Origin of the sequence: Kitasatospora sp. NPDC056076 (assembly GCF_042266305.1) — a bacterium.
Classification (GTDB): domain Bacteria; phylum Actinomycetota; class Actinomycetes; order Streptomycetales; family Streptomycetaceae; genus Kitasatospora.
The window spans coordinates 193,057-217,528 of sequence record NZ_JBHJWG010000003.1 but is presented as its reverse complement, the minus strand read 5'-3'; the positions used below and the strand labels follow the sequence as shown (position 1 = coordinate 217,528).

21 protein-coding genes and 2 tRNA genes are annotated in these 24,472 nt (G+C 70.8%); 10 read left to right on the top strand and 13 right to left on the bottom strand.

Features of this window, described 5'->3' with window-relative positions; translation table 11 throughout:
• Positions 1–470 precede the first annotated feature (470 nt).
• Positions 471–1,412, top strand: coding sequence for an ETX/MTX2 family pore-forming toxin (locus ACFC1T_RS04395; protein WP_375883362.1), 942 nt, complete (start codon positions 471–473; stop codon positions 1,410–1,412).
• A gap of 365 nt (positions 1,413–1,777) precedes the next feature.
• Here ACFC1T_RS04395 and ACFC1T_RS04390 read toward each other — a convergent pair whose 3' ends face one another.
• The 7 genes from ACFC1T_RS04390 to ACFC1T_RS04360 all read right to left on the bottom strand — a co-directional run bounded on the left by ACFC1T_RS04390 (position 1,778) and on the right by ACFC1T_RS04360 (position 6,943).
• Positions 1,778–2,686 carry a hypothetical protein gene (locus ACFC1T_RS04390; protein WP_375883359.1) on the bottom strand — a complete coding sequence of 303 codons (909 nt, stop codon included), beginning with the start codon at positions 2,684–2,686 and terminating at the stop codon, positions 1,778–1,780.
• A 16-nt stretch (positions 2,687–2,702) separates the two neighbouring features.
• On the bottom strand, positions 2,703–3,194 hold the full coding sequence (locus ACFC1T_RS04385) for a hypothetical protein (protein WP_375883356.1): 492 nt from the start codon (positions 3,192–3,194) through the stop codon (positions 2,703–2,705).
• 15 nt (positions 3,195–3,209) lie between these two features.
• A complete protein-coding gene (locus ACFC1T_RS04380; protein WP_375883353.1) occupies positions 3,210–3,575 on the bottom strand; it encodes a hypothetical protein in 366 nt (121 codons plus the stop codon).
• A 2-nt stretch (positions 3,576–3,577) separates the two neighbouring features.
• On the bottom strand, positions 3,578–3,808 hold the full coding sequence (locus ACFC1T_RS04375) for a helix-turn-helix domain-containing protein (RefSeq protein ID WP_375883350.1): 231 nt from the start codon (positions 3,806–3,808) through the stop codon (positions 3,578–3,580).
• 392 nt (positions 3,809–4,200) lie between these two features.
• Complete coding sequence (locus ACFC1T_RS04370; RefSeq protein ID WP_375883347.1) at positions 4,201–4,728, bottom strand: hypothetical protein; 528 nt, start codon at positions 4,726–4,728, stop codon at positions 4,201–4,203.
• A 92-nt stretch (positions 4,729–4,820) separates the two neighbouring features.
• A complete protein-coding gene (locus tag ACFC1T_RS04365; protein ID WP_375883345.1) occupies positions 4,821–6,485 on the bottom strand; it encodes a recombinase family protein in 1,665 nt (554 codons plus the stop codon).
• Positions 6,486–6,634: 149 nt separating this feature from the next.
• Positions 6,635–6,943 carry a hypothetical protein gene (locus ACFC1T_RS04360; protein ID WP_375883342.1) on the bottom strand — a complete coding sequence of 103 codons (309 nt, stop codon included), beginning with the start codon at positions 6,941–6,943 and terminating at the stop codon, positions 6,635–6,637.
• A gap of 284 nt (positions 6,944–7,227) precedes the next feature.
• Here ACFC1T_RS04360 and ACFC1T_RS04355 point away from each other — a divergent pair, with 284 nt between their 5' ends.
• The 3 genes from ACFC1T_RS04355 (at position 7,228) to ACFC1T_RS04345 (ending at position 8,480) form a co-directional block, all read left to right on the top strand.
• Positions 7,228–7,584, top strand: a complete 357-nt coding sequence (locus tag ACFC1T_RS04355) for a hypothetical protein (protein WP_375883340.1) — start codon at positions 7,228–7,230, stop codon at positions 7,582–7,584.
• 196 nt (positions 7,585–7,780) lie between these two features.
• On the top strand, positions 7,781–8,338 hold the full coding sequence (locus ACFC1T_RS04350; protein WP_375883338.1) for a bifunctional DNA primase/polymerase: 558 nt from the start codon (positions 7,781–7,783) through the stop codon (positions 8,336–8,338).
• Positions 8,339–8,406: 68 nt separating this feature from the next.
• Positions 8,407–8,480, top strand: a tRNA-Lys gene (locus ACFC1T_RS04345).
• 113 nt (positions 8,481–8,593) lie between these two features.
• Here ACFC1T_RS04345 and pgi read toward each other — a convergent pair.
• Together pgi and ACFC1T_RS04335 are read right to left on the bottom strand one after the other, a co-directional pair.
• Positions 8,594–10,255 (bottom strand): glucose-6-phosphate isomerase, encoded by a 1,662-nt coding sequence (pgi, locus tag ACFC1T_RS04340; protein WP_375883336.1) that lies wholly within the window; start codon positions 10,253–10,255, stop codon positions 8,594–8,596.
• A gap of 242 nt (positions 10,256–10,497) precedes the next feature.
• Positions 10,498–12,081 carry a Na+/H+ antiporter gene (locus ACFC1T_RS04335; protein WP_375883333.1) on the bottom strand — a complete coding sequence of 528 codons (1,584 nt, stop codon included), beginning with the start codon at positions 12,079–12,081 and terminating at the stop codon, positions 10,498–10,500.
• Positions 12,082–12,273: 192 nt separating this feature from the next.
• On the opposite strand from ACFC1T_RS04335, the gene ACFC1T_RS04330 reads away from it, so the two are divergent.
• The 4 genes from ACFC1T_RS04330 to ACFC1T_RS04315 all read left to right on the top strand — a co-directional run bounded on the left by ACFC1T_RS04330 (position 12,274) and on the right by ACFC1T_RS04315 (position 15,074).
• Positions 12,274–13,182, top strand: coding sequence for an NADP-dependent oxidoreductase (locus tag ACFC1T_RS04330; RefSeq protein ID WP_375883332.1), 909 nt, complete (start codon positions 12,274–12,276; stop codon positions 13,180–13,182).
• 61 nt (positions 13,183–13,243) lie between these two features.
• A tRNA-Lys gene (locus ACFC1T_RS04325) sits at positions 13,244–13,317 on the top strand.
• 129 nt (positions 13,318–13,446) lie between these two features.
• Positions 13,447–14,448 carry a GlxA family transcriptional regulator gene (locus ACFC1T_RS04320; RefSeq protein WP_375883331.1) on the top strand — a complete coding sequence of 334 codons (1,002 nt, stop codon included), beginning with the start codon at positions 13,447–13,449 and terminating at the stop codon, positions 14,446–14,448.
• The gene (locus ACFC1T_RS04315; RefSeq protein ID WP_375883329.1) at positions 14,448–15,074 is read left to right on the top strand and encodes a DJ-1/PfpI family protein; all 627 of its coding nucleotides are present in this window, start codon (positions 14,448–14,450) and stop codon (positions 15,072–15,074) included. Before ACFC1T_RS04320 ends, ACFC1T_RS04315 begins: the two co-directional genes overlap by 1 nt.
• Positions 15,075–15,122: 48 nt before the next feature.
• Here ACFC1T_RS04315 and ACFC1T_RS04310 read toward each other — a convergent pair whose 3' ends face one another.
• Complete coding sequence (locus ACFC1T_RS04310) at positions 15,123–16,772, bottom strand: chitinase (RefSeq protein ID WP_375883326.1); 1,650 nt, start codon at positions 16,770–16,772, stop codon at positions 15,123–15,125.
• 204 nt (positions 16,773–16,976) lie between these two features.
• Here ACFC1T_RS04310 and ACFC1T_RS04305 point away from each other — a divergent pair, with 204 nt between their 5' ends.
• Complete coding sequence (locus ACFC1T_RS04305; RefSeq protein WP_375883323.1) at positions 16,977–20,198, top strand: S41 family peptidase; 3,222 nt, start codon at positions 16,977–16,979, stop codon at positions 20,196–20,198.
• A gap of 21 nt (positions 20,199–20,219) precedes the next feature.
• Here the strand turns inward: ACFC1T_RS04305 and ACFC1T_RS04300 are convergent, their stop codons facing one another.
• Entirely contained in the window at positions 20,220–20,432 is a 213-nt protein-coding gene (locus ACFC1T_RS04300; protein WP_375883320.1) for a hypothetical protein, read from the bottom strand.
• 140 nt (positions 20,433–20,572) lie between these two features.
• Here ACFC1T_RS04300 and ACFC1T_RS04295 point away from each other — a divergent pair, with 140 nt between their 5' ends.
• Positions 20,573–21,352: a phosphoribosyl-dephospho-CoA transferase MdcG domain-containing protein gene (locus tag ACFC1T_RS04295; RefSeq protein WP_375883318.1), complete on the top strand. Its 780-nt coding sequence runs from the start codon at positions 20,573–20,575 to the stop codon at positions 21,350–21,352.
• Between the two features lie 10 nt (positions 21,353–21,362).
• On the opposite strand, the gene ACFC1T_RS04290 is transcribed toward ACFC1T_RS04295, so the two are convergent.
• Positions 21,363–23,423, bottom strand: coding sequence for a phosphocholine-specific phospholipase C (locus tag ACFC1T_RS04290; RefSeq protein WP_375883315.1), 2,061 nt, complete (start codon positions 23,421–23,423; stop codon positions 21,363–21,365).
• A 235-nt stretch (positions 23,424–23,658) separates the two neighbouring features.
• Entirely contained in the window at positions 23,659–24,318 is a 660-nt protein-coding gene (locus ACFC1T_RS04285) for a pentapeptide repeat-containing protein (protein WP_375883313.1), read from the bottom strand.
• Positions 24,319–24,472: the final 154 nt, after the last annotated feature.

Genomic DNA, 24,472 nt, shown 5'->3' with positions numbered 1-24,472 from the left:
CTGCCTAGGCCGTCCTGGCGGCCGGCGGGGCTTCGAGGGCTGCTCAGGGGCCATTTTTGGGCCTCCTGAGGCCCTTCTGGGGCCTCTCGGGGGTGAAGATGCCGCTCCGCGGCCTCGGGGAAGGCCTTGAATGAATGAAATGAGGCCTCTGGACGTGACGCCGGCCACTCTTCCGGCCAAACTGTCCCCTGCCAAGGCCTGCCGACACATACATCTATTTTGTAGGGGGGTTATATACCCCCTGTCCGAGCGAGTTTTCTCTGTCTTCTCTGACTCTCTGCTCTGGAGGCACAGATAGGCCCCCTCCCAAGGAGGGGGCATCAGCCCTTGAGGCCAATTCTGTCAGGCTTGCAAGAGCGAGAGGTGGCCTTGGCTACTCGACCCGCCACTTCCCATACAATCACATTCTCTATTCCCTACTCAAGTGGCCCCGTCGGGGTCAATTATGCTCCCCCACTTCCCCCGTTCGAGTGGACATCGAACTGATCCTCGGGAGCGGGTTGCCAGATCGATTCGGTTCGTATAGATACTTAGCCATCCGCCACCCGAGCCGCGGGTGGGACAAGAAACCGAGGCCGAACATGAACGATTACCTTGGTAAGATGATCGTCGACTACGTCCACGATAAAATGGGGATCGATGAAGCCCTCATCAACGTCGGCGAGTTCCTAAAGTACGCTCACGTCGATATTTTGGGCGATGCAACACTGTCTCCGCCCGTAATCATCCCGAACAAGGGAAGTCAGCAAATCTACTCGCAGGACTACACGAATGGCACCAGCGTAGAGCAGAGCCAGACCCTCAAGTTCTCTAAGAACCTCACCCGAACCGTGACCACGACAAAGACCAAGACCTTCGAGGTCAGCGAGGAGGTCTCAGTCGAGGTCGGGCTTGAAGGTATCGGAAAGATGGGTGGGAAGATTACCGTTAAGGCTGGCCAAACTAACACCGAAAGCGAGACCAACAGTGTCAGCGAAAGTTGGTCTGTAGACAACCCCATCAAGGTCCCGGCGCACAAGACTGTGCAGTGTGTGGTCTTCGTCGAGGAAGGAGAGCTGAGCGTCGACTTCGAGTGCCAGGGGATCATCTCTCTGAAATCTCCCGACGGCAAGCAAACTGCCCTCGGTCCGCTTCTCCAGTATGTTCTCGATAAGCACCCTGACCGGAAGGCCCTGTATGGTGTCGACCTCGGCGACGCCAGCGCACCGGACAGCCCGCGCTACCGCATGAGCGGTGACAAGTTGGTCGGACGCGCCAAGGGGAAGCTCACAGCTAAGGTCGGCGTGAACGTGAAGACCGTTACCAGCGAGCCGAAGAACGGCAAGGTACTCAAGACCTCATACATTGATGTACCGAGCCCTGCAGAAGATGATCTCAAGTACTTCTTGGCCAACGCGAAGCTGACCTCCTGAAATAGCTCGTTCCCTCGGCCTTGTTTGGGGTCAAGGGGAGCAAACATGCTTCATCCTCTTCGAGCTGGACCAGGCCCAGGCAGAGAGCCCGGAGGGCGAGGAGCCGGCCGTGCTCCTGGTGCACGCCGCGGGCCAGGACCCCGAGGCCCCCGAGGACCCGCTTCCGCGGACCCTCTGCGGTAGGGACACCGGGCCCATGGAGCACTCGCATTACCGGCCTGAGAGGCCCGGCGAGCCCTGGTACCCGTTCTACCTGCGGAACCGGCGCTGTCCGGCCTGTGAGGACGTCCTGAGTCGGCTCTGAGGCCTCAAAACAAAGAAGGCGGGCCCTCGCCAGGAAGGCGAGGGCCCGCAACGTGTGATGATCAGGACGTAGGCCAGTCGACAGTGGCCTTGAGGATGCCCTTGGTGGGCTTGCTCTCGTCGAACGTGTGGTCCGGCTTGACGGTATCGAGATTCGGGAGCCGGACGATCTTTCCGCCGTAGAAGTGTGCCGCGTCGATGTAGTCCGCGCGGTACTTCTCGCTCTGGCCGGACCGGAAGCCGCTCAGCTGGGATGCGAACGTGGCGAATCGCGAGTGCCCGGCGACGATGTCAGTTCCGGTGGGCATGGCCGTGGTGGAGAGCACCGTGAAGCCTGCCAGGCGGGCGACGACGCCGTTAGCGGTTACCCCGGCCTCACCGTAGGCCCCGGCGTTGGCGATGGCCGGGTGCTCGATCAGGTACCGCTTCACGCGGGGCGAGACGACCACGTATCGGCCCTCTGGGATGTCGTTGGTGTCCAGGGCCAGCATGAGGTCCAGAATGGCACTGTAGAGCGCCTGAGGGGCGTTTCCGGCCATCACCTTCACATTGGGCATGGGAGTGGCTCCAGCGGCAATTACGCGGGCCATGAAACTGTCTGCCTCACGGGCCAGGGCCCGAACCATCTCCTGGTTGATCGGAGAGTTCATCGCCCCGGCGACCTGCACCCGTTCGATCTGCTCCACGAGAAGTTGGATGTACTTCGCCTCAGTGATGTGAAGAAGCTGATCCACGGTTTCCGGCCGCTGGGCCGTCATGCCCTCAGGAAGCTTGTAATCCCCAACAGTCGGACGAGTAAGGCTGTTGATATGAACCGTGTCGCCACGCTTGCTGATGTTGCCTTCGTAGGACCGGTTGGTCACAAAGCGGGAAGCCCATACCAGCAGCGGGTCAAGCTGCGTGATGAGCGCGTTGTTCCATTCCTCGCTGACAAAGGTGTTGGAAAGCGAGTTCTGGTAGCTGTAGCTCAAATATTTCTCCTAGGTCTTATCGGTATCGCGCATCGAGCGAGCGGACGGAGAATCCCCGGATGGGGCCGCCCTGACGGCCGAGGCCGAGATTCTGCGCATAAGGCGGCTTGGCATCGGGCCGACTTCGGATGTACTCGCCGATCAAATCGCGGTCCACAGTCCCGTCCTCTCCAAGGAACTGGCCAAGAGGCATGAATTTGAGATCCTTGTCGGTGATCTCAATCTCGGCCCGTGCGGCCTGGGCTGTCATCTCGGCCATGACCAGCTGAGGCCCCAGTTCGACTAGAACCGCCTTGCGGGTGTCTGCGCGAATTTGCTCCGCGGCTTCCTCAGCCATGGTCGCGTGCTCGGTGCGGAGAATGTCCAGTTCCGCGCTGGCGGCGTGCCATCGCTTCTCGTTGGTCCGGGAGAGGGACTTCCACTTGTTGACTTCGCCCGTAAGGGCTGAAAGGCCCCCATCCTCTGGGGAATTGTCGCTCACAGCCGGGCTCGAATCGGCGCCGTCCAAAAGAACCTCCAAGGGTCAGCGCTGGCGGGCATCGAGTGAGGGCGTCGAGAAGAACCCGGCCGGGAACGGGTTCCGGTGGTACCCGGCGCCCTGTAGATCGGCGAACTCGGATTCCTTCTTCCGCCAAGGGCTCAGGAGTTCCTGAATAGCTTCCTGTGACGGCTGGCCATCGGTATCGAGCAGCTTGGACAGGTCCAGATAGTCAGCGAATCCGTCGTAGAGGGTGATGCCTTCCTTGACAGCCTGGGCCCTCAGCTCCGCCAGAGCGAGCTTGCCCGCGTACTCGCGGTGAATCTCCGCCCGAATGGCCTCGGCGGGATCGGCCGGCACAGGCTCCGGAGCCTGCTCCACGCCGCCTTCAAAAGAATCAATGTCAGTCATGGTCACTTCTCGTTCTTGGTGATCAGATTGGCTCCGGCAAGCTTGATCGCCTGCCGGGTGTTGATGTCCTTGGCCTGCTCCATGAGGGATTCAAGAGGAATCCGAAGGCAATGGGCAATCGCGACGAACATCGGAAGGCTTGGCGTTCGCTCGCCACGTTCCCACTGGTAAACCGCCTGGGCAGTAACCCCCAGGCGCTTGGCCAGATCTTTGACGGAGAGGCCCAGGCTCATCCGCCGGGCCTTCCCCTTCACGCAGTCATACATAGCTCTCCAACCAACGAGTGAGTACCAGGAGGATCAAATAAAAGAGGCCCCGGCCTCCAATAGGAGAAGGCCGGGGCCTCTGTCTGAACCGGGGTGCCAGACTCACCCCGGACTCAGCTCTAAAGATCTCAGTGAAGAAGACTTCTCTCACTAGAGTTGTAATCTCGGTTAAAACTTCTTCTCCACTAAGGACGTATGTGTCCCCTGGGCCTACTCTCGGACAGCAGCCCAGGAAGAGAGACCCAGATCACATACTCCAGGAAGGCCGCCCCTTGAAGGCGGCCCTACTGAGGTAGCTACTGGCCCTCGTTCACTCAGCCCAGGCAGCAGCGACCTCTATTAGAGAAGAGCCGTGATGCTCACCCTTGCGGTTGAGCGGCCGAGGGGTCCGTTTCGTTAAACCGCGGCTGCTCCCGGAGGCCCCGGGCCCAGTCGGCAAGACTGAACGCCGAACCACCCCGGCTGATGTTGTCCGCCTCGTTCTCGGCCCTCCGGGCGCCCTCTGGCGCCTCATGGAGCCAGTCGTTGGCCTCCCGGTCCCAGGGGATGTTGTGGCCGTGCGTAGCGCACTCCTCCCGCTTCCTGCGGAGGCCCATGCCAGCCACCGCGAGAGGTACCAGCAGGCATCGAGCCGAGGCGGACGGGGCGAGCAGCCCCGCGTCCTTAAGGGCCTTGAGGGCCTGCGAGTACCGACCCTTGCTATACGGCCGGCCGTCCTCCCGGGTCAGGATCAGTTGCAGCTCTCCAGAGCCCAGAGGGGCATGCCCACCCCGCTGCATGCGGTCCATGGCGAGCAAGAACAGCCGGAGGTCAAGGTGAAGACCAGGGGCACCGACCGCCGTGTTTCGACCCTCAGGCCGATAGAACTTGGCGAAGTGGTAACTCATCCATCTCCTAACTAACTCTTCGGGAAATACATCAGCCCCCGAGTCGCCTCGGGGGCTGATGCTATGAAGTTATGGGTGCGCGGTACTCACTGTCAGTTAGTCGCCGGTGATTCCTTTAGTGCCTTGATCTCCAGATCGAGAATCTCGCGGAAGATCTTTAGGGCAGCCAAATCCCAGCTTCGCTGATCACTCGGCTCGACAGTCGGCCCGCCCGCCTCGTTCGCTTTCAATGCGATGTCCTTCGGAGGAATGACATATACGGCGGCGCCGTGATCCCTCTTCCTCGGGTGGCCCCAGACAAAGATCCTGAACCCGCTTTGGTACAGGAAAGGACCACGCTCCTTCCAGCCGTCCATTCGAGCCCACTTGTCAGCATAGGTCTGTCCGGTTCCAAGAACCTCCCATCGACCAGGGACGAAAGGCTCCGCCCTAAGGGATTCGAGAGTAGCCGCGTGGCGCTCCATAGTCTTGGTGACGGTCTCTACGACGACCAGCGATGAAGCCAGGGCGATAGAGTTGGAGAGGTTCTCAATAGCCTCCTCCAGTTCCTTGATCTGCCTCCGGTTGTCCTTCCCTGGCACGTATATCCGCTCGGTTATTTCTTCTGCCCCAACCGTGGTCAGGAAGGCGTGTTCTGCGACGCTGTAGAGGGGACCCTGTGGCCATGAGACCGAGAAGGGGCAAGGCGTCCCGTTGGACCAAGAGGAGCAGCGGAAGTACTCATGTCGCTTCGGCTCACCGCTTGCCAGCGTGGTATTCGAGCTGTTCTCGTACATCTTCTTGCCGCAGGGGCAAAAGAAGACGCCTGCCGCCGGGGAAGCATTCGACTTGATTCCGGCCCGGAACTTGCCCAGCTCGGTGACCGTTGCCTGCAACTGGTCGAACTCCTCATCCGTGAGGATCGGATCGGCCCACCGCACCGGGATGCCGTCCCTAAGCAGAGGCTCGCCCTTGTGCATGGCGACGCCCTTGAGTACCGGCTTCTTGAGGAGTTTGCTCAGGGTTGAGGTAAGCCACTTCGACCCCTTGATCTCATGCTTCACACCGGCCTTGCCTTCGGCGGCGTTCACGCTCCGCTGATAGTCCTGGGAAGTCAGGACTCCACGGCCAGTCCAGTCAGCACACACGCGCCCCATGGTCCAGCCCTGTTCCACGATCCGCTCATATGCCTCCCGTACGAGCGGGCCGGTGACGGGATCGACGATGAGCTTGAAGCGCTGTCGACCGTTGTGCTCGGCAAGCACTGCGCGGTAGCCGAACGGCCACGTCCCTCCGCCCCACAGGGATTCGTCACGGTAGTACTGAGTCTGGTCACGGCGCTTCTGCACGATGGCTTCCCTGTACTCCTGAGCCTGGGTGGCCTTGATGTAAGCAATCATCCGGCCGTTGCCGGGCCTGATGTCCAGCGAGGGGTCATCCAAGCAAATGATGTCCTTCCCGCCCTGGTAGCACTTGTCCGCGAACAGCTCCCAGTGGGTCTGGTTCCGCGTGATGCGGTCAAGTGAGGTCACCATGATCGCGTCCCACTCGTACCAAAGCGGTTCACGCATCCACTTCCCGAGGTTGGGCCGGTCCTCCGGGCTGATGGCGCCGGAGACAAACGAGTCCTCCACCTCTCCGGCGGAGGCGTACTTGCCCGCCGTCATGGCAGCGCTCTGGGCCTCCGCCTGGCGGACCAGGGCAGAGCTGTCCTCGGAGTCCCGGCTGATGCGACGCATCCTCAGGACCCGCGCACCCGGGTTCGGCTGGTGTGGCATGTAGTTCCCTCCCTTGTCCTACAGCCCTCGACGCTACCTCCATGGTCAAGCTGTTTTCCGAGGGCTGGGAGGCCAACCACCAGGTCCTCCAGCACCTCGGCGGCCACCGGGTCCGGCTGAGGTAGCCGGTCGCGGACGGTCGTGGACGGTCAGTCCTCGGTCTCGCAGACCGCGAAGGCCACCACGGACCCGTGCGCGGCCTGGGCGCTCCAGCCGGTGGCGTCGGCGGTCGGCCCGCTGGCGCGCACCGGGCCTTCGGCATCGGGCTGGAGCCGGTAGCCGCCGCCGGTCAGGTGGGTGCCGTTCGGGCAGGTGGCCGTGGAGGTGCCGCCCGGACTGCTGGGCGGCCCGGTGACGACCTTCGCCGTCTCCGCCGCGGCGGCCGGGGCGGCGGGGACGAGGACGGCGGGGACGAGGACGGCGGCGGCCAGCAGGAGGCCGGTGGACAGTGCGCGCATGGGGTACTCCCGGTTCGGTGGACGGTGCTGCTCGACGGACGCCGCTCGGCGGGTGCTTCCCGGCCCGCCGGGCGGCCGCCGTACCCGGTACAACCGGTTCGCATGCGACCTGGAAGCGCGGCGCCCGGGTCACCGCCCCGGCGCGCGCCCGGGAATAGCGCCTGCACGCGCACCGTTCCGCTACCGGCCGCCGCCGCGAGACAATGGACGACGGCCACGACCGGGCGGCGCGGCCCGGAGCAGCCCGCCGCCCTCCCTCACCGAGACCCCGGAGGTGTCCGTCCATGCCCGACTCCCCCGCCGAGACGCCCGAGCCCACCAGGCGCCTGCGCCCCGCGCAGCTCCTGTTCGAGCCGCAGGCTGCCGAACCGGAGCCGGAACGATTCTTCGACCTGGAGTCGATCGACGACCCCGCCGAGCTGCTGCGCCGCTCCACCGAGCTGGCCCTGGCCTTCCGGGCCGCCGCCGAGCGGGCCACCGACTTCCAGGCCGTCGCCGCCGCGCAGCTGGCCGACCCGCGCCGGTTCGACGCGCTGTCGGACACCGAGGTCGCCGAGCGCGCGGACTGGACCCCGGACTACGCGGCCAAGATGATCGAGTACGGCCGAGGCCTGATCCAGCCGCGCCGCCACGAGGACTGACCCAGCCCCTCGAACCCCGCCCCTCGCATCCCACCCCTCGAACCCTGCCCCTCGCGTCCCGCCCCGGCCCCTTCCGCAGACCCTCCCCGGCCGCTGGCATATGCCAGCGGCGAAGGGTACGCGATCGCCCGTCGCCCTGTCCGGCGAACGGGGCTTTCCACCACGCCGGGGGCGCGCACGGCGCAGGCTGCTGGGCGTGGACATCTGGACGCACCAGTCGGTGGAGTACGTCACCGTGGCCGGGGAGGCCTGGCTGGCCTCCGCCAGCGAGTACCCGCGCAGCATGCGCGCCTTGTGGGAGGCCCGCCCGTGGGCACCCTCCGTGCTGCCCTGCGGGCGGGCCTTCGACGTGATCAGCATGCCGTCGCTGTTCGGCCGCCGGGTGCTGGACGAACTGTGGGCCTCCGGCCCCGGCTGCGGCCCGGTCGCGGCCTACCGCGGGCGCACCCTGCTGTTCGTCCGGCCCGGCACCGCGCCCCGGCTGCGCCGGCTGCTGGCCTGGGAGGAGTGGGCCCGGGACGTGCCGCCGCTGCTGTGCCACGGCAAGGGCGACGCGGTGACCGTCCCGCCGTTGCAGCGGATGGTGCACGGCCCGGACTCCCCCGGCCGGGGCACCGGCCGCTGGATCGTCGCCCCGGAGGAGCGGGAGCCCTGGCTGCCCGGGGCCTCGGTGGTGCTGTGGGCCTGTGTGCGGGCGGCGCGCGAGCCCGGTACCGGCGCCGTGGCCGAACCGGTCCTGGTGACCCGGGGGTGAACGGAGGGCGGCCGGTATTCGATTTTGGCTCGACCGCCGGCCGCTGCTACAGTTTTCTCTGTCAGCAGGCGCCGCTAGCTCAGTTGGTTAGAGCAGCTGACTCTTAATCAGCGGGTCCGGGGTTCGAGTCCCTGGCGGCGCACAGACAGCCGGAAGGCCCCTTGCGAGAGCAAGGGGCCTTCCGGCGTTTCCACCCCGTGAGCCTGGACGGGGAGAGCCGGGCCGCCCGCCGGAGCGGACGGCCCGGTCCCGGGCTCAGCGGCCGCGCAGCGCGCGGTAGCGGGCCACCAGCGCGGCGGTGGAGCTGTCCAGCTGCCCGCCGCCCTCGCCGGTGAGCAGCACCGGCTCGATCCGCTTGGCGAGCACCTTGCCCAGCTCGACGCCCCACTGGTCGAAGGAGTCGATGTTCCAGATCGCGCCCTGGACGAACACCTTGTGCTCGTACAGCGCGACCAGCTGGCCGAGCACCGACGGGGTCAGCTCGGCGGCCAGGATGGTGGTGGTCGGGTGGTTGCCCTTGAAGGTCTTGTGCGGGACGAGCTCGGCCGGCACGCCCTCGGCGGCGACCTCCTCCGGGGTCTTGCCGAAGGCCAGCGCCTGGGTCTGGGCGAAGAAGTTGGCCAGCAGCAGGTCGTGCTGGGCGGCCAGGCGGTCGGGCAGGTCGGCGACGGGGCGGGCGAAGCCGATGAAGTCGGCCGGGACCACCTTGGTGCCCTGGTGCAGCAGCTGGTAGTAGGCGTGCTGGCCGTTGGTGCCGGGGGTGCCCCAGACCACCGGGCCGGTCTGCCAGCCGACCGGGGTGCCGTCGCGGGTCACCGACTTGCCGTTGGACTCCATGTCCAGCTGCTGGAGGTAGGCGGTGAACTTGGACAGGTAGTGCGAGTACGGCAGCACCGCGTGCGCCTGGGCGTCGAAGAACGCGCCGTACCAGACGCCCAGCAGGCCGAGCAGCAACGGGACGTTCTGCTCCGGCGGGGCGGTGCGGAAGTGCTCGTCGACCAGGTGGAAGCCGTCCAGCATCTCGCGGAAGGCGTCCGGGCCGATGGCGATCATCAGCGAGAGGCCGATCGCCGAGTCGTAGGAGTAGCGGCCGCCGACCCAGTCCCAGAACTCGAACATGTTGGCCGTGTCGATGCCGAAGTCCTGCACGCCCTGGGCGTTGGTGGACAGCGCGACGAAGTGCTTGGCCACCGCCTCGGTGCCGGCGCCCAGGCCGTCGAGCAGCCAGCCGCGGGCGGAGATCGCGTTGGTGATGGTCTCGATGGTGGTGAAGGTCTTCGAGGCCACGATGAACAGCGTCTCGGCCGGGTCGAGGTCCCGGACCGCCTCGTGCAGGTCGGCGCCGTCCACGTTGGAGACGAAGCGGACCGCCAGGTCGCGCCTGCCGAAGGAGCGCAGCACCTCGTAGGCCATCGCCGGGCCGAGGTCGGAGCCGCCGATGCCGATGTTGACCACGGTGCGGATGGGCTTGCCGGTGTGGCCCTTCCACTCGCCGCTGCGGACCCGGTCGGCGAAGGCGGCCATCTTGTCCAGGACGGCGTGCACCGCGGGGACGACGTTCACGCCGTCCACCTCGACGACGGCGCCGCGCGGGGCGCGCAGCGCGGTGTGCAGGACGGCCCGCTGCTCGGTGATGTTGATCTTCTCGCCGCGGAACATGGCGTCCCGCAGCTCGGCGACGCCGGTGGCGGCGGCGAGCTCGCGCAGCAGCTCCAGCGTCTCGTCGGTGACCAGGTGCTTGGCGTAGTCCACGTGCAGGTCGCCGACCTGGAGCGTGTGGGTGCGGCCGCGCTCGGGGTCGGCGGCGAACAGCTCGCGCAGGTGGGTCTCGCCCAGCTCGGCCCGGTGCTTGGCCAGGGCGGCCCACTGCGGGGTGCGGTCGAGCGGGGTGCGGGCGTCGGCGCGGGTCTCCGACATCGGTGGGTCCTCGATTCATCTGGGTGCAGAAACCGGCAGGGCCAGGCGTGGGGCCGGTCGTCGTCGACCGGCTTCGCGAGGTTGCGGCGGTACGGGTGGTGCGCCGACTCCGTTGACGGCCTGCCCGGGTTCAGCCTATGCAACTCCGGCGGGGGTGGTGCACATTCCGGCCGGTCGGGGGCCGTGCCGCCGGGCGGCCGGACTGCCCGTCACTTCCGTTGCACCCGCCGCTCGCGGTGCGTTCACTTCCGCTCGGAGCGCAGGTCCAGTCCGCGCAGCACGTGGTCCACCAGCTCCGGGTCGGCGCCGAGTTCGCTGCGGGCGACCAGCATCTCGCGGCGGGAGGCGGCGATCATCTCCTGCTCGACCTCGGCGGCGGCCCGCCACTGGGCGATCCGCTGCTTCGCCTCGGCGGCCTCCTCCTCGGCGTAGTTCTCCGGGCAGAGCCGGGCCAGCCGGTCGTGCTGACGGTCCCGCAGCCGGTCGGCGACCTCGGCCGGCAGCCTGTCCTGCTCCTCCAGTTCGCCGAGCCGCTCCAGCCCGGCCTTGGCGGCGCGCCACCACAGCCGGCGCACGGCCTGTTCGTGCGCGTCCTGGTCGATGTCCAGCTGGAGCCGCTTGGCCAGCCAGGGCAGGGTCAGGCCCTGCACCAGCAGGGTGAACAGCACCACGCTGAACGCGATGAACACCAGTCGGCCGCGCTCCGGGAAGTCGGCGCCGGAGTGCAGGGTGAGCGGGATGGCCAGGGCCAGGGCGACGGTGGCCACCCCGCGCATGCCGGACCACCAGAGCACCACGCTCTCCCTCCAGCTGAACGGGGTGTCCTCCTCGTTGTTCTTGCGCAGCTTCTTCGACAGCCAGCCGGCCGGCAGCAGCCAGAGCAGCCGGACCGCCACCACGACCGCGATGACCACCGCGGCGTCGCCGAGGAAGCCGGTCCAGCCGCGGCCGGCCTCCTTGAGCACGGTGGCCAGCTCCAGGCCGATCAGGCCGAAGGCGACGCCGGTGATCAGGATCTCGACCACCTCCCAGAAGGCGTTGCCGACCAGCCGGTAGGCGACGGCGTCCGCGTCGGAGGCCCGCTCGGCGAGGTAGAGCGCGCAGATCACCACGGCGAGCACGCCGGAGCCGTGGATCTCCTCCGCGACGGTGTAGGCGGCGAAGGGCACCAGCAGGTTGAGCGCGACCTGCTGGGTCGGGTCGTCCAGGCGGTCGGCGAGCTTGGCGTTCACCCAGCCCAGCACCACGCCGACGACCACCGCGAGCACGGCGGACAGCACGAAGCGCAGCGCCGCGTGGCCGACCGAGAAGTCGCCGCTGACCACGGCCTCGATGGCGAGCGAGTAGACGACGATCGCGGTGACGTCGTTGAACAGGCCCTCGCTCTCCAGGATCGCCACCAGCCGGCGCGGCAGGCCGATGCTGCCGGCCACCGCGACGGCGGCCACCGGGTCGGGCGGGGAGACCAGCGCGCCGACCGCGATCGCGGCGGCGAGCGGCAGCGCGGGCAGCAGCCAGTGCACGGTGCCGGCCACCGCGACGGTGGTGACCACCACCAGGGCGACGGCCAGCAGCAGGATCGAGCGGGCGTTGGCCTTGAAGTAGCGGACGCTGGAGCGCCGGGCGACGGCGAAGATCAGCGGCGGCAGGACCAGCGGGAGGATCAGCTCGGGCTCGATCTTGACGTCCGGGATCTGCGGGACGATCGCCATGACGATGCCGAGCAGGGTCATCAGGACCGGTTGCGGCACGCCCGTCTTTCGGGCGAGTGGCATGGTCACCACGGAGGCGAGCAGCACCAGGAAGAACAGGGGCAGCTGGCCCACGGGGAGGTTCCTCTCGACGACGGTTCGGCGACGGTTCGGCGACGGACGGCTGAGCGCCGCCCAGGATAAATCTGACAATGCGCCCATTCGCGGGGACACGCCGAACGGACCCTTGACCTCAAGCGCACTTCACGTCCGAGGATCGGGACGTTCGAGCAGCGGATCGGCCAGTGCCGGCGAGAGGAGCACCCCATGAAGGCGGTCACCGTACCGAGGTCCGGCGGTCCCGAGGTCCTGCGGGTCACCGGGGTGGCGGACCCGGAACCCGGCCCGGGAGAGGTCCGGGTGCGGGTGTACGCCGCCGCGGTCCAGCCGGTGGACCTCGCGATCCGGGAGGGCTTCCGCCCGCCGGGGCTGGTGGCCGCGGAGCCGTTCGTCCTGGGCAACGAGTTCGCCGGGGTGGTGGACCGGCTCGGGCCGGGCGCCGGGCCGTGGCGGGTCGGCGACGAGGTGCTGGGCTTCCGGGTGCTGGGCTGCCAGGCCGAGCTGGTCACGGTGGACGCCGGCCAGTTGGTGGCCAAGCCCGCCGGGATGCCCTGGGAGCAGGCCGGCGCGCTCTCCGCCTCCGGGCAGACCGCGCACGTGGCGCTCGACCTGCTCGGGGTCGGCCCCGGGGAGACCGTGCTGGTGCACGGCGCCTCCGGCGGGGTGGGCACCGTCGCCGTCCAGCTCGCCCGCGCGCTGGGCGCCACCGTGGTCGGCACCGCGAGCGAGCGCAACCACGCCTACCTGCGCGGACTGGGCGCGATCCCGGTCGCGTACGGCGAGGGGCTGGTCGAGCGGGTCCGGGCGGTCGCGCCGCAGGGGGTGGACGCGGCCTTCGACGCGGCCGGGCGGGGCGCGCTGGCCGCCTCCGTCGAGCTGGTCGCCGACCGGGACCGGATCGGCACCGTGGTCGACTACCCGGAGGCCGAGCGGCTGGGCGTCCGGGGGCTGCGCGGGCCGCGCACCGCCGAGCGGCTGGCCGAGCTGGTCCGGCTGTGGGAGGCGGGCGGGCTGCGGCTGGAGATCGCCGAGACGCTGCCGCTGGAGAAGGCCGCCGAGGCGCACCGGCTGGTCGCCACCGGGCACGTCCGCGGCAAGGTGGTGCTGACCGCCTGAGGGCCTCCGGGCCGATTGTGTGTTTCGGCCGCTGACCAGGTAATGTTCTCCACGTCAGCAGGCGCCGCTAGCTCAGTTGGTTAGAGCAGCTGACTCTTAATCAGCGGGTCCGGGGTTCGAGTCCCTGGCGGCGCACAGACAGCCGAGAGGCCCCTTGCGAGAGCAAGGGGCCTCTCGGCGTTCCGGCGTACCCGCGCGCCCCGTGGCAGGAAAGGTGGGAAACCGGTCATTGCTGCCGTCGCGGGCCAGTGACAGGCTGGCCGCATGAGAGCGCGCAGCGTGGTCGTCGTCCTCTACGACGACGTGCAGAGCCTGGACGTGACCGGCCCCCTGGAGGTGTTCGCGGGGGCGGGCGCGGCCGCCGGGCAGCCGGGCGCCTACCGGGTGACCACCGCCTCCGCCGGCGGCCGGCCGGTGCGCAGCTCCAGCGGGCTGCGCCTGCTGCCGGACGCCGACCTCGCCGAGGTCGGGCCGGTGCACACGCTGCTGGTCCCCGGCGGGGTGGACTTCGAGCACCCGGACGGCGCGCTGGTGGCGCGGATCCGGGAGCTGGCCGACCGGGCCGAGCGGGTGGTGTCGGTGTGCACCGGGGCCTTCCTGCTCGCCGAGGCGGGACTGCTGTCCGGGCGCCGGGCGACCACCCACTGGGCGTACTGCGGGGAGCTGGCCCGCCGGTTCCCCGACGTGGCGGTCGACCCGGACCCGATCCACGTCCGGGACGGGCGCGTCGCCACCTCGGCCGGGGTCACCGCCGGGATCGACCTGGCGCTGGCCCTGGTCGAGGAGGACCACGGCCGGGACGCCGCGCTGCTGATCGCCCGTCACCTGGTGGTCTTCCTGCGCCGGCCGGGCAACCAGGCCCAGTTCAGCACCCAGCTGGCCGCCCAGGTGGCGGCCCGGCAGCCGCTGCGCGAGGTGCAGCAGTGGATCGCCGAGCACCCCGGGGCGGACCTCTCGGTGGAGGAGCTGGCCCGGCGGTCGGCGCTGTCGCCGCGGCACTTCGCCCGGGCCTTCGCCGCCGAGGTGGGGGTGACCCCGGGCCGGTACGTGGACGGGGTCCGGCTGGAGGCCGCCCGGCGGCTGCTGGAGGACACCGACGACGGCGTCGAGGCGATCGCGCGCTCCTGCGGCTACGGCACCCCGGAGGCGATGCGGCGCGCCTTCGTCCGGACCGTGGCCGCCCCGCCCGCCGAGTACCGCCGCCGCTTCCGTTCCCGGCCCGACGGTCCACCGGCCGGCGGTCCACAGCCCGATGGAGGTCACTGATGCGCATCGCGTTCCTGCTCTACGACGACTTCACCGCCCTGGACGCGGTCGGCCCGTACGAGGTGCTGTCCCGGATCCCCGGGGCCGAGGTGGTGTTCACCGCCGCGAAGCCCGGCCCGGTCCGCTCCGACATGACCCTGGCGCTGACCGCGGACGCCACCCTGGACGAGGTGGACTCCGCCGACGTGCTGCTGGTCCCCGGCGGGCCCGGGACGGAGGCGCAGCTGACGGACCCGGCGGTGCTCGACTGGGTGCGCCGGGTGGACGCGACCACCACCTGGACCACCTCGGTCTGCTCCGGCTCGCTGATCCTCGCCGCCGCCGGCCTGCTGGAGGGCCGCCGGGCCACCAGCCACTGGGGCGTGCTGGACGGCCTGACCCGGTTCGGGGCGGAGCCCACCGGCACCGAGCGGATCGTGGTCGACGGCAAGTACGCGACCGCGGCCGGGGTCTCGGCCGGGATCGACCTCGCGCTGCGGCTGACCGGCCTGATCGCCGGGGACGGGACCGCGCAGGCGATCCAGCTGCTCATCGAGTACGACCCGCAGCCGCCGTACGCCGCGGGCTCCCTCGCGAAGGCCTCCCCGGCGGTGGTGGAGGGGGCGAAGCGGCTGCTGACGGCCTGACGGCGCCGCGCGGGGTCCGCGCCCGACGGGTGCGGACCCCGCCTCCGGTCAGCGGCCGAAGTAGGCGTCGAAGTTCTTGGAGAACTCCCGGCCGCCGAACTGGTCCCAGTTGACCGACCAGGTCATCAGCCCGGCCAGCTTCGGCTGGGCGCCCGAACGCGGCACGTACGTGCCGCAGTTGGCCAGCTTGGTGAGGCAGTCCAGGGCCTTGTCCACCTCGGCCGGGGCGACGTAGCCGTTGCCCGCGTTGGTGGTGGCCGGCATGCCGATGGCGACCTTCGAGGCGGGCAGCGGCGGGAACACGTTGTTGGTGTTGCCCGCCACCGGGAAGCCGCTGAGCAGCAGGTCGGTCATCGCGACGTGGAAGTCGGCGCCGCCCATCGAGTGGTACTGGTTGTCCAGGCCCATGACGGAGCCGGAGTTGTAGTCCTGGACGTGCAGCAGGGTGAGGTCGTCGCGCAGCGCGTAGATCACCGGCAGGTACGCCCCGGCGCGCGGGTCCTGACCGCCCCAGGGGCCGGATCCGTAGTACTGGTAGCCGAGTTGGACGAAGAAGGTCTCCGGCGCCATGGTCAGCACGAAGCCCGGGCCGTACTTGGCCTTGAGGGTCTTGAGCGCCGAGATCAGGTTGACGACGACCGCGCTCTTCGGGTTCTTGAAGTCGGTGTCGCCGGTGTCGAGGGAGAGCGAGTGGCCCTCGAAGTCGATGTCCAGTCCGTCCAGGCCCCACCTGTCGATGATGGCCGAGACCGAGCTGACGAAGGTGTCCCGGGCGGCGGCGGTGGTCAGCTGGACCTGGCCGTTCTGGCCGCCGATCGAGATCAGCACCTTCTTGCCCTGGGCGCGCTTGGCGGCGATGGCGGCCTTGAAGTCGGCGTCGGACTCGACGGTCGGGCAGTCGGTGGCCGAGCAGCGGTTGAAGCGGATGTCGCCGGAGGTCGGGGAGGTGGGCTCGCCGAAGGAGAGGTCGATGATGTCCCAGGAGTTGGGGACGTCGGCCATCCGGGTGTAGCCCGCGCCGTTGGCGAAGCTGGCGTGCAGGTAGCCGACCAGGGTGTGGCTGCCGGCGGGGGTCCCGGTCGGGGTGCCGGTGGGCGTACCCGTCGGGGTCCCGGTCGGCGTGGGCGTGGGCGTGGGCGTCGGGGTCGGGGTCGGAGTCGGAGTGGGTGTCGGCGTCGGCGTCGGGCTGGGGGCGCCCGGGCCGTCCAGCGAGACGTCGTCCGCGTAGTAGGTGCCCTGTCCGTACCAGCCGTGGGTGTACACGGTGGCGGTGGTCTGGTTGGCACCGGTGGTGAAGCCGAGGCTGAGCTTCTGGTAGCCGCCGCCGGTGCCGGGCGTCCAGGTGCTGGGGCCGCCGCCGTCGACGCCCAGGTAGACGTAGGAGCCGTTGACCCAGGCACTGAGCGTGTACGTGGTGTTCGGTGCGACGGCGACGGTCTGGGCGCACTGGGCGGTGTCGCCCGCGGTGGCCGCGGCGGCGAGCGCGTGGCTGCCGCCGTGCACCGGGCTGGTGACGACGCTGCCGGAGTTGCCGGTGCAGCTCCAGGGGCCGAGCGAGCCGGATTCGAAGCCGCCGTTGACCAGGAACTCGCCGGCCGAGGCGGCGGGTGCCAGGCCGAGGGTGACGCCGACCAGGGTGGCCGCGGCGAGGGCGGAGGCGGTGCCGGCGGCGAGGCCGTTTCTCAGGGTTCTGCGCATGCGGGTGCTCCTGCGGTGGCACGGTCGTGGGGGACGTCCGAGGGCACGCCGGAGCACGCGCCAGTGGGGGGAACGGCCCGGCCTGGCACCCAAGTTGGACTAGACCACTGAAATGGATCCGGCAGTGCGCTGTCAATGGTCCAGACCGGTGCGGGAGGGTGGTCTCCGGTTGCCGCGGGTGACACCCCGTCGAAGGATGGAGGAGTGACCCCGCCCGGCTACCTCCGCCACCCCCACCTGCACGGCGGCCTGCTCACCTTCACCGCCGAGGACGACGTCTGGATCGCCCCGCTGGAGCCCGGGGCCGCCGCCACCGGCCGGGCCTGGCGGGTCGGCTGCGACCGCACCCGGGTCAGCCACCCCCGCTTCTCCCCCGACGGCACCACCCTCGCCTGGACCAGCTGGCTCGGCCTGACCCCCGAGGTGTGGACCGCCCCGGTCGAGGGCGGCGAGACCCGCCGGCTCAGCCACTGGGGCAGCCAGGACACCCGGGTGCGCGGCTGGCTGCCGGACGGCGAGGTGCTGGCCGTCACCTCCTTCCACGAGCCCTTCGGCCACTACACCTGGGCGCACGCCCTGCCGCCCGACGGCTCCCCCGGCCGCCGGATGCCCTGGGGCCCGGTCGGCGACGCCCAGCTCAGCCGGGACCGGACCGTCCTGCTCACCGGCGCCGCCCCGCACGAGCCCGCCGCCTGGAAGCGCTACCGCGGCGGCGCGACCGGCCGGCTCTGGGTGGACGGCGAGCCGATCCTCCCCGGGCACACCGGCCACCTCGCCTCCCCCATGCCGGTCGGCGACCGGATCGCCTTCCTCTCCGACCACGAGGGCATCGGCAACCTCTACTCCTGCCGCCCCGACGGCACCGACCTGCGCCGGCACTCCGACCACGCCTCCTACTACGCCCGCGAGGCCGCCACCGACGGCACCCGGATCGTCTACCAGCACGCCGGCGACCTCTGGCTGCTGGACGGCCTGGACGCCCCCGCCCCGCACCGGCTGCGGGTGCCGCTCGGCGGCGCCCGGGCCGGCCGCCGCCCGTACCAGGTCGGTGCGGCCTCCCAGGTCAAGGACCTCGCCTGCGACCGGACCGGCCGGGCCGGGGTGATCACCGTGCGCGGCAGCCAGTACTGGCTCACCCACAAGGACGGCCCGGCCCGGGCGCTCGCCGACACCCCCGGGGTGCGCACCCGACTGCCGGTGGTGCTCGGGCACACCGGCGAGGCGGCCTGGATCACCGACGCCGAGGGCGCCGACGCGATCGAGGTGATGCCGCTGCCGGGCCACCAGGAGACGGCGTCGCACCAGGAGACGACGGCCCACCGCCACCGGGTGCTCGCCGCCGGCCGGCTCGGCCGGGTCCTGGAGCTCACCGCCGCCCCCGACGGCTCCCGGCTCGCCGCCACCACCTCGGACGGCCGGCTGCTGCTGGTCTCCGCCGAGGACGGCGCGGTGCGCGAACTGGCCGCCTCCGAGCACGGGCCGGTCACCGGCGCCCGGTTCTCCCCCGACTCGCACTGGGTCGCCTGGTCCCAGCCGGCCGCCGGGCGCTCGCTGCGCCGGATCCGGCTCACCCGCACCGACGCCCCCGCCCCGACCACCGACGTCACCGACGGCCGGTTCGAGGACGAGCAGCCGGTGTTCACCCGGGACGGCCGCTACCTGGCCTTCCTGTCCTGGCGCGGCTTCGACCCCGTCCACGACGTGCACACCGGCGACCTCTCCTTCCCGGTCGGCTGCCGCCCGTACCTCGTCCCGCTCGCCGCCGACACCCCCTCCCCGTTCGCCGCGCCCGCCGAGGAGGCCGCCCCGCGCGGGGACGGCGACGGCACCGTCCGGGTCGACCCGGCGGGCATCGGCGAGCGGCTGCTCCAGTTCCCGGTGATCGCCTCCAAGTACTCGGCCACCGACGCGGTGCGCGGTGGCCTGGTCTGGCTGCGCTGGCCGATCTCCGGCACCCTCGGGCAGACCTTCGCCAACCCCGACGACACCTCCGGCCGCCCCTCCCTGGAGCACTTCGACCTGGCCCGGGGCACCCGCAGCACCCTGGTCGACAAGCTGGACGGCTACGCCGTCTCCGGGGACGGCGGCTCGATCGCGGTCTACTCGGCCGGGACGCTGCGGGTGATCCCGGTCGCCGCCCCCTCCGCCGGGACCGCCGTCGACCTGCGCCGGATCACCCACACCGTGCACCCGGCCGCCGAGTGGCGCCAGGCGTACCACGAGGCCGCCCGGATCGTCCGGGACCAGTTCTGGGACGAGCGGATGTCCGGCCTGGACTGGCCCGCGCTGGTCGCCCAGTACGAACCGCTGCTGGACCGCGTCTGCTCACCCGACGACTTCGCCGACCTGCTGCGCGAACTCCTCGGCGAGCTCGGCACCTCGCACGCCTACGTCACCCCCTCCCGGCGCGCCGAGGGCCCCGGCCTCGCCCAGCAGCCGCTCGGCCTGCTCGGCGCCAACGCCCACCGCGCCCCCGACGGCCGCTGGCTGGTCGACCGGGTGCTGCCCGGCGAGTCCTCCGACCCGCGCGCCCGCGCCCCGCTCGCCGCCCAGGGCGTCCGGGACGGCGACGAACTGCTGGAGGTCGGCGGCCGCCCGGTGGACCCGGTGCGCGGCCCGCTGCCGCTGCTGGCCGGCACCGGCGGCACCACCGTCGAACTCGCCCTGCGCAGCGGCCCGGACGGCCCGGTGCGGCGGATCACCGTCACCCCGCTGACCGACGAACGGGCCGTCCGCTACCAGGACTGGGTGGCCAAACGCCGTTCCCTGGTACGGGAGTTCAGCGACGGCCGGTGCGGCTACCTGCACATCCCGGACCTCGGCGGCTCCGGCTGGGCGCAGTTCAACCGGGACCTGCGGCGCGAACTGGACAAGCCCGCGCTGGTCCTCGACGTACGCGGCAACGCCGGCGGCAACGTCTCCGAACTCGTCCTGGAGAAGCTCACCCGGCACGTCCTCGCCTGGGACTTCAGCCGCGACCGCCAGCCCGTCCGCTGGCCCCGGCACGCCCTGCGCGGCCCCCTGGTGGCACTCGCGGACGAGGCCACCAGCTCGGACGGGGACGTGATCATCGCGGCGATCAAGCTGCTCGGCCTCGGCCCGGTGATCGGCAACCGGACCTGGGGCGGAGTGGTCGGGATGACCGGGCGGCACACCCTGGGCGACGGCACCCAGATCTCGGTGCCGAAGAACGCCTCCTGGTTCAGCGGCGGGCTCGGCTGGTCGGTGGAGAACCGGGGCGTCGAGCCGGACGTGCACGTGCTGCGCACCCCGCGGGACTGGGCGCGGGGGCGCCACCCGGAGCTGGTCACCGCCGTCCAACTGGCCCTGGACCTGCTGGAGGACGCCCCGGCCGCGGCGCCCCCGCCGGAGTCCACGCCCCGGCCCGACCTGCGGCGCCCGCCGCTGCCGCCGCGGGAGCGCTGACGGCGGCGGGCCCGTCCGGGCTCAGTCCCAGGGGTCGCCCTCGGCCGTCATGTTCTCGGCGGCGCGCCGGTCGGCCTCCTCCTGGGCGGCCGTCCGCTCCTGCGTCTGCCTGCTCCGTTCGACCTCGTCGCTGTACGCGTCGGCGGCCTCGTCGTGGGCGAGCGCGGCACGCTCGGCGGCCTCCGCGCCACCGGCCTCGTGGCCCCTGTGGAAGATCCTGTCGAGGATGCCCATGACTCCTCCTCCGAACGGATTACCGGGCTGTCCCCCACTCTCACACCGGGAGTCGGCGGTCGCACGTTGAGCCTTTGGTCCCGGCCCGACGCGCCCAAGGGCCGTAGCCGGGCCGCGCGGGACGGGCGGAGGGTGGCGGTGTGAGGAACTCGACCGAGGAACTGCACGACGGACCGCGCCGCCGGGTCGGCGCGCTGGCCGCGCTGGACGGACGGCTGCCCGGCCCCCACGACCTGCTGCTGATGCAGTGCCCGAGCTCGCTGCGCCCGCTGGCCGGCGGCGAGCTGCCGGACTGGGCCCGGGCCGTGCTGCGGGCGCACCCGTGGGTCACCGTCGGCCGGGCGCCCTCGCCGGCCGACGCCCCGGTGGACGTCCCGCGCCCGCGGCGCTGCACCCGGGGCCGGCAGGCCGCCCCCGAGCACTGGATCCCGGTCACCGTCCGCGGCCCGCGCCCCGGACAGCGACTGGACGCCCTCGCGCCCTGGGCCGCGGTGGCCCGGACCCTGCGGCCCGAGCAGCTGGTCGGCCGGCAGGGACTGCTGGACCCCGGGCGGGTCACCGGTCTCCCGGCGCTGGCCCTGCTGCCGGAGGTCGGCCGGCTGGTCGCGGACCACCGGCTGGCCTGGGGCCCGATCGGCGCGGTCGGCTACGAGCTGGGCACCGGCGTCCCGGTGGCCGGACCGCTCAGCCCGCTGCGGCTGGTGCTGCGCACCCCGCACCCGGTCAGCCGGCGGGACGCGCTGCAGCTGCGGCGGGCGCTGAGCAAGCTGCCGGTGCCGGTGCAGGCCGAGCTGGAGACCCGCTACGGCGCGGTGCACCTCGCCGAGTACGCGGCCGGGCCGCTCACCGTCACCCTGCTGACGCCGTCCGGGCCCCGGGAGGTCCACGATCCGTGGTTCCCCCGGGGCCCGTACGCGTGAACCGGGACGGTCAGCCGCTGACGCTGGGCGCGCCCGTCTCCAGGTGGCCGGTGAAGCGCTGCGACCAGCTGCTGTCGGCGTCCACCGTGACGGTGAAGTCGTACCAGCCGTTGTTGTAGGCGACCGCGTTGAAGAAGTCGCTGACGCTGCCGCCGGCCGGGACCCGGTACGTCCAGGGCCCGTCCGTGCGGTAGTTGGTGGAGGTGATGGTGAAGGTCATCGGGGCGGTGCCGGAGTTGGCCAGCTTGAAGTAGACGGCGAGCTTGCCGCTGCCCGGCTCGACCGCGTACGAGGCGGTGACGGCCGCGTTCTTGCCCGCCTTGGTGGCGTCGCCCTTGAAGCGGCGCAGGAAGCGGTTGGGGCCGACCACGGTGAGGTCGTACGGGCCGCCGCCGAAGTTGGTGCCGCAGTTGAAGAAGTCGCTGGTGCTGCCGCCCGGGGCGACGGTGTACTGCCAGGGCCCGCCGCTGCGGTAGGCGTTGGCGTAGGCCGCGAAGTGCGCGGAGTTCACGGCCGCGGTGCCCGTGTTCGCCATCGCGATCCAGACCTTCATCACCCCGCCCGAGCCGAACTCCAGGTGGTCCAGGTTGGCGTTGGGCTGGTACGGCAGGGCGCGGGCCGGGCGGGTGCCGGGCTCCTGGGCGGGCAGCGCGTTGTCGGCGGGTGAGGGGTTGGGCAGCGGGCCGCAGGTGGCCAGGCCGATGGTCTGCGAGGTGTCGGGCAGTGCGGGCAGGCCGTACACCGGGTTGGCGAAGTCGAAGACCGAGGTGAGGTCGCCGCAGACCTGGCGGCGCCAGGCGCTGATGTTGGGGCTGGTGGCGGGCGTGCCGAGGGCGGCGGTCCACACCTCCAGGAAGCGCAGCACCGAGGTGTGGTCGAAGGTCTCGGAGTTGACCCAGCCGCCGCGGGTCCACGGGGAGACGGCGATCAGCGGGACGCGGAAGCCGAGGCCGATGTTGGTGGAGTTGTAGAACTCCCCCGCGGTGCCCGCGGGCGCGGCCGGCGGCGGGACGTGGTCGAAGAAGCCGTCGTTCTCGTCGTAGTTGATCAGCAGGACGGTGGAGTTGAACACGTTGGGGTCCGCGTTCAGGGAGTCCATGACCAGGTGGACGAAGTGCGCGCCGTCCTCGGGCGTGGCGTAGGGGTGCTCGGAGGACTGCTGGTCGGCGACGATCCAGGAGACCTGCGGCAGGGTGCCGTTCAGCACGTCGGAGCGGATCGCGGCGGCGATGTCGTCCGGGGTCCGGCCGGTGACCTTGGGCACCGAGCCCATGCCCTTGACAGCCAGCGGGCTGCCGGCCGCGGCGCCGGTGAACTGGCTGAAGTAGGCGAGGGCGTTGTCGCCGAAGTTGTCGGCGGCGTTCTGGTAGACCTTCCAGCTGACGCCGGCGGCCTCCAGCGCCTCGGCGTAGGTCTGCCAGCGCAGGTTGGACTCGGAGCCGCCGTCGTAGGCGGGGCCGCCGGCGGTGCCGGCCGGGTCGATCGTCCCGCTCCAGTGGTAGGTGCGGTTGGGGCCGGTCGCGCTCAGCACCGAGCAGTGGTAGGCGTCGCAGATGGTCCAGTTGTCGGCCAGCGCGTAGTGGAACGGGATGTCGCCGCGCTGGAGGTGGCCGAGGGTGCGGACGGTGCCCTTGGCGGACACCCAGGAGTCCATCTTGCCGCCGTTCCAGGCCTTGTGCTGGTCGGACCAGGCGTGCGAGAGGTCGCCGTTGCACTGCGCCTGGGTCTCCGGGGAGCCGCTCGCGCCGGAGGGGTTGAAGGCCCACGGGTACTGGCGGGCGAACAGCCCGTTCGGCTGGTTGAAGACGCTGTAGCCGCCGGAGATCTGGATGGCGGCCCGGTCGGCGAAGCCTCGGACGCCCTTGAGGGTGCCGAAGTAGTGGTCGAAGCTGCGGTTCTCCTGCATCAGGATCACCACGTGCTGCACGTCGGTGATGGTGCCGGTGGTGCTGAGCGTGGTGCTGGAGGCGGCCGCGGCGTCCTCGGCCCCGGCGCCGGCGCCGGCCACCGCGAGGCCTGCCGCGGCGGCGCCGGACAGCGTGACGAACTTTCTACGACTCAACTCGGCCATCAGTCCGGTCCGTCCCTTCACTGGCGATGTTGTGTACACAACTCGGGGGCCATCGATCGCGGAGCAGTCTCCACCGCCACCGGAGCGGGCCACCAGATGCGCGCAGCAGGTTTGTCGGACTGTTCGCCCGTGGGTCACCGAGCGACGCCGGGCTGAACGCCAGGCTGATCGGTCGAGGAGGTTCCAGGAGTGCCGAGGAGGGCGTTCCCGGAGCGCCGGGGAGGGCGCGGGCGGCTCAGCGGTCCTTCACCTCGATCCCCAGCGCCTGGGCGAACTGCGGCGCCAGCTCCAGCAGTTGGGGCGAGCTGATGACCGCCCCGCGCAGCCCCTGGTGGCCGTCCACCAGTCCGAGCCGGGCGGCCCCGCGCAGGTCCACCTTGCTCAGCACGGCCCCGCGCAGCCGCACCTCCTCCAGCGTCGAGCCGGGGAAGGACACCCCGGTCAGCTTCGCCTCGCCGAAGTCCACGTCGCGCAGCAGGCAGTCCTCGAACACCACGTCCCGCAGCACGGCCGCACGCAGGTTGACCGCCTCCAGCTTGCAGCCGCGGAACACCACCCGGCGCAGCGCCGAGCCGTACCCGGCGATCCCGGCCAGCACGCCGCCGACGAAGGAGCTGTCCTGCCACTCGGTCTCGCTCAGGTCGCAGGCCACCCAGCGGCCGGCCTGCACCCAGACCTCGTTGAACCGGGCCTGGCGCAGCTTGACCCCGCTGAGCGCGACCCCGGTGAAGGCGCACTCCAGGAAGGCCGCCCCGGCACCCGACTCGTCGGTGCGCTGACCGCCGTCGAAGTGCGCGGTGTCGTACCGCTCGTCGCTGCGCAGCGGGCCGGTGTGCGGGCGCAGCAGCTCGGCGTACGGGAGGTCGGCGAGCTGCTCGGGGACGGAACGGGGCATGGCGGTGGCGCCTCTCGGATCGCGGGCGAACGGGTCTCGCCCGCATGCTCGCACGCGGCGCCGACAGTCCGGCCGCACCCGCCGCACCCGCCGCACCCGCCCGCAGCGACGCCCCGGCCCGGCCGCTGCGGACGCGGCCGGGCCGGGGCGCTCA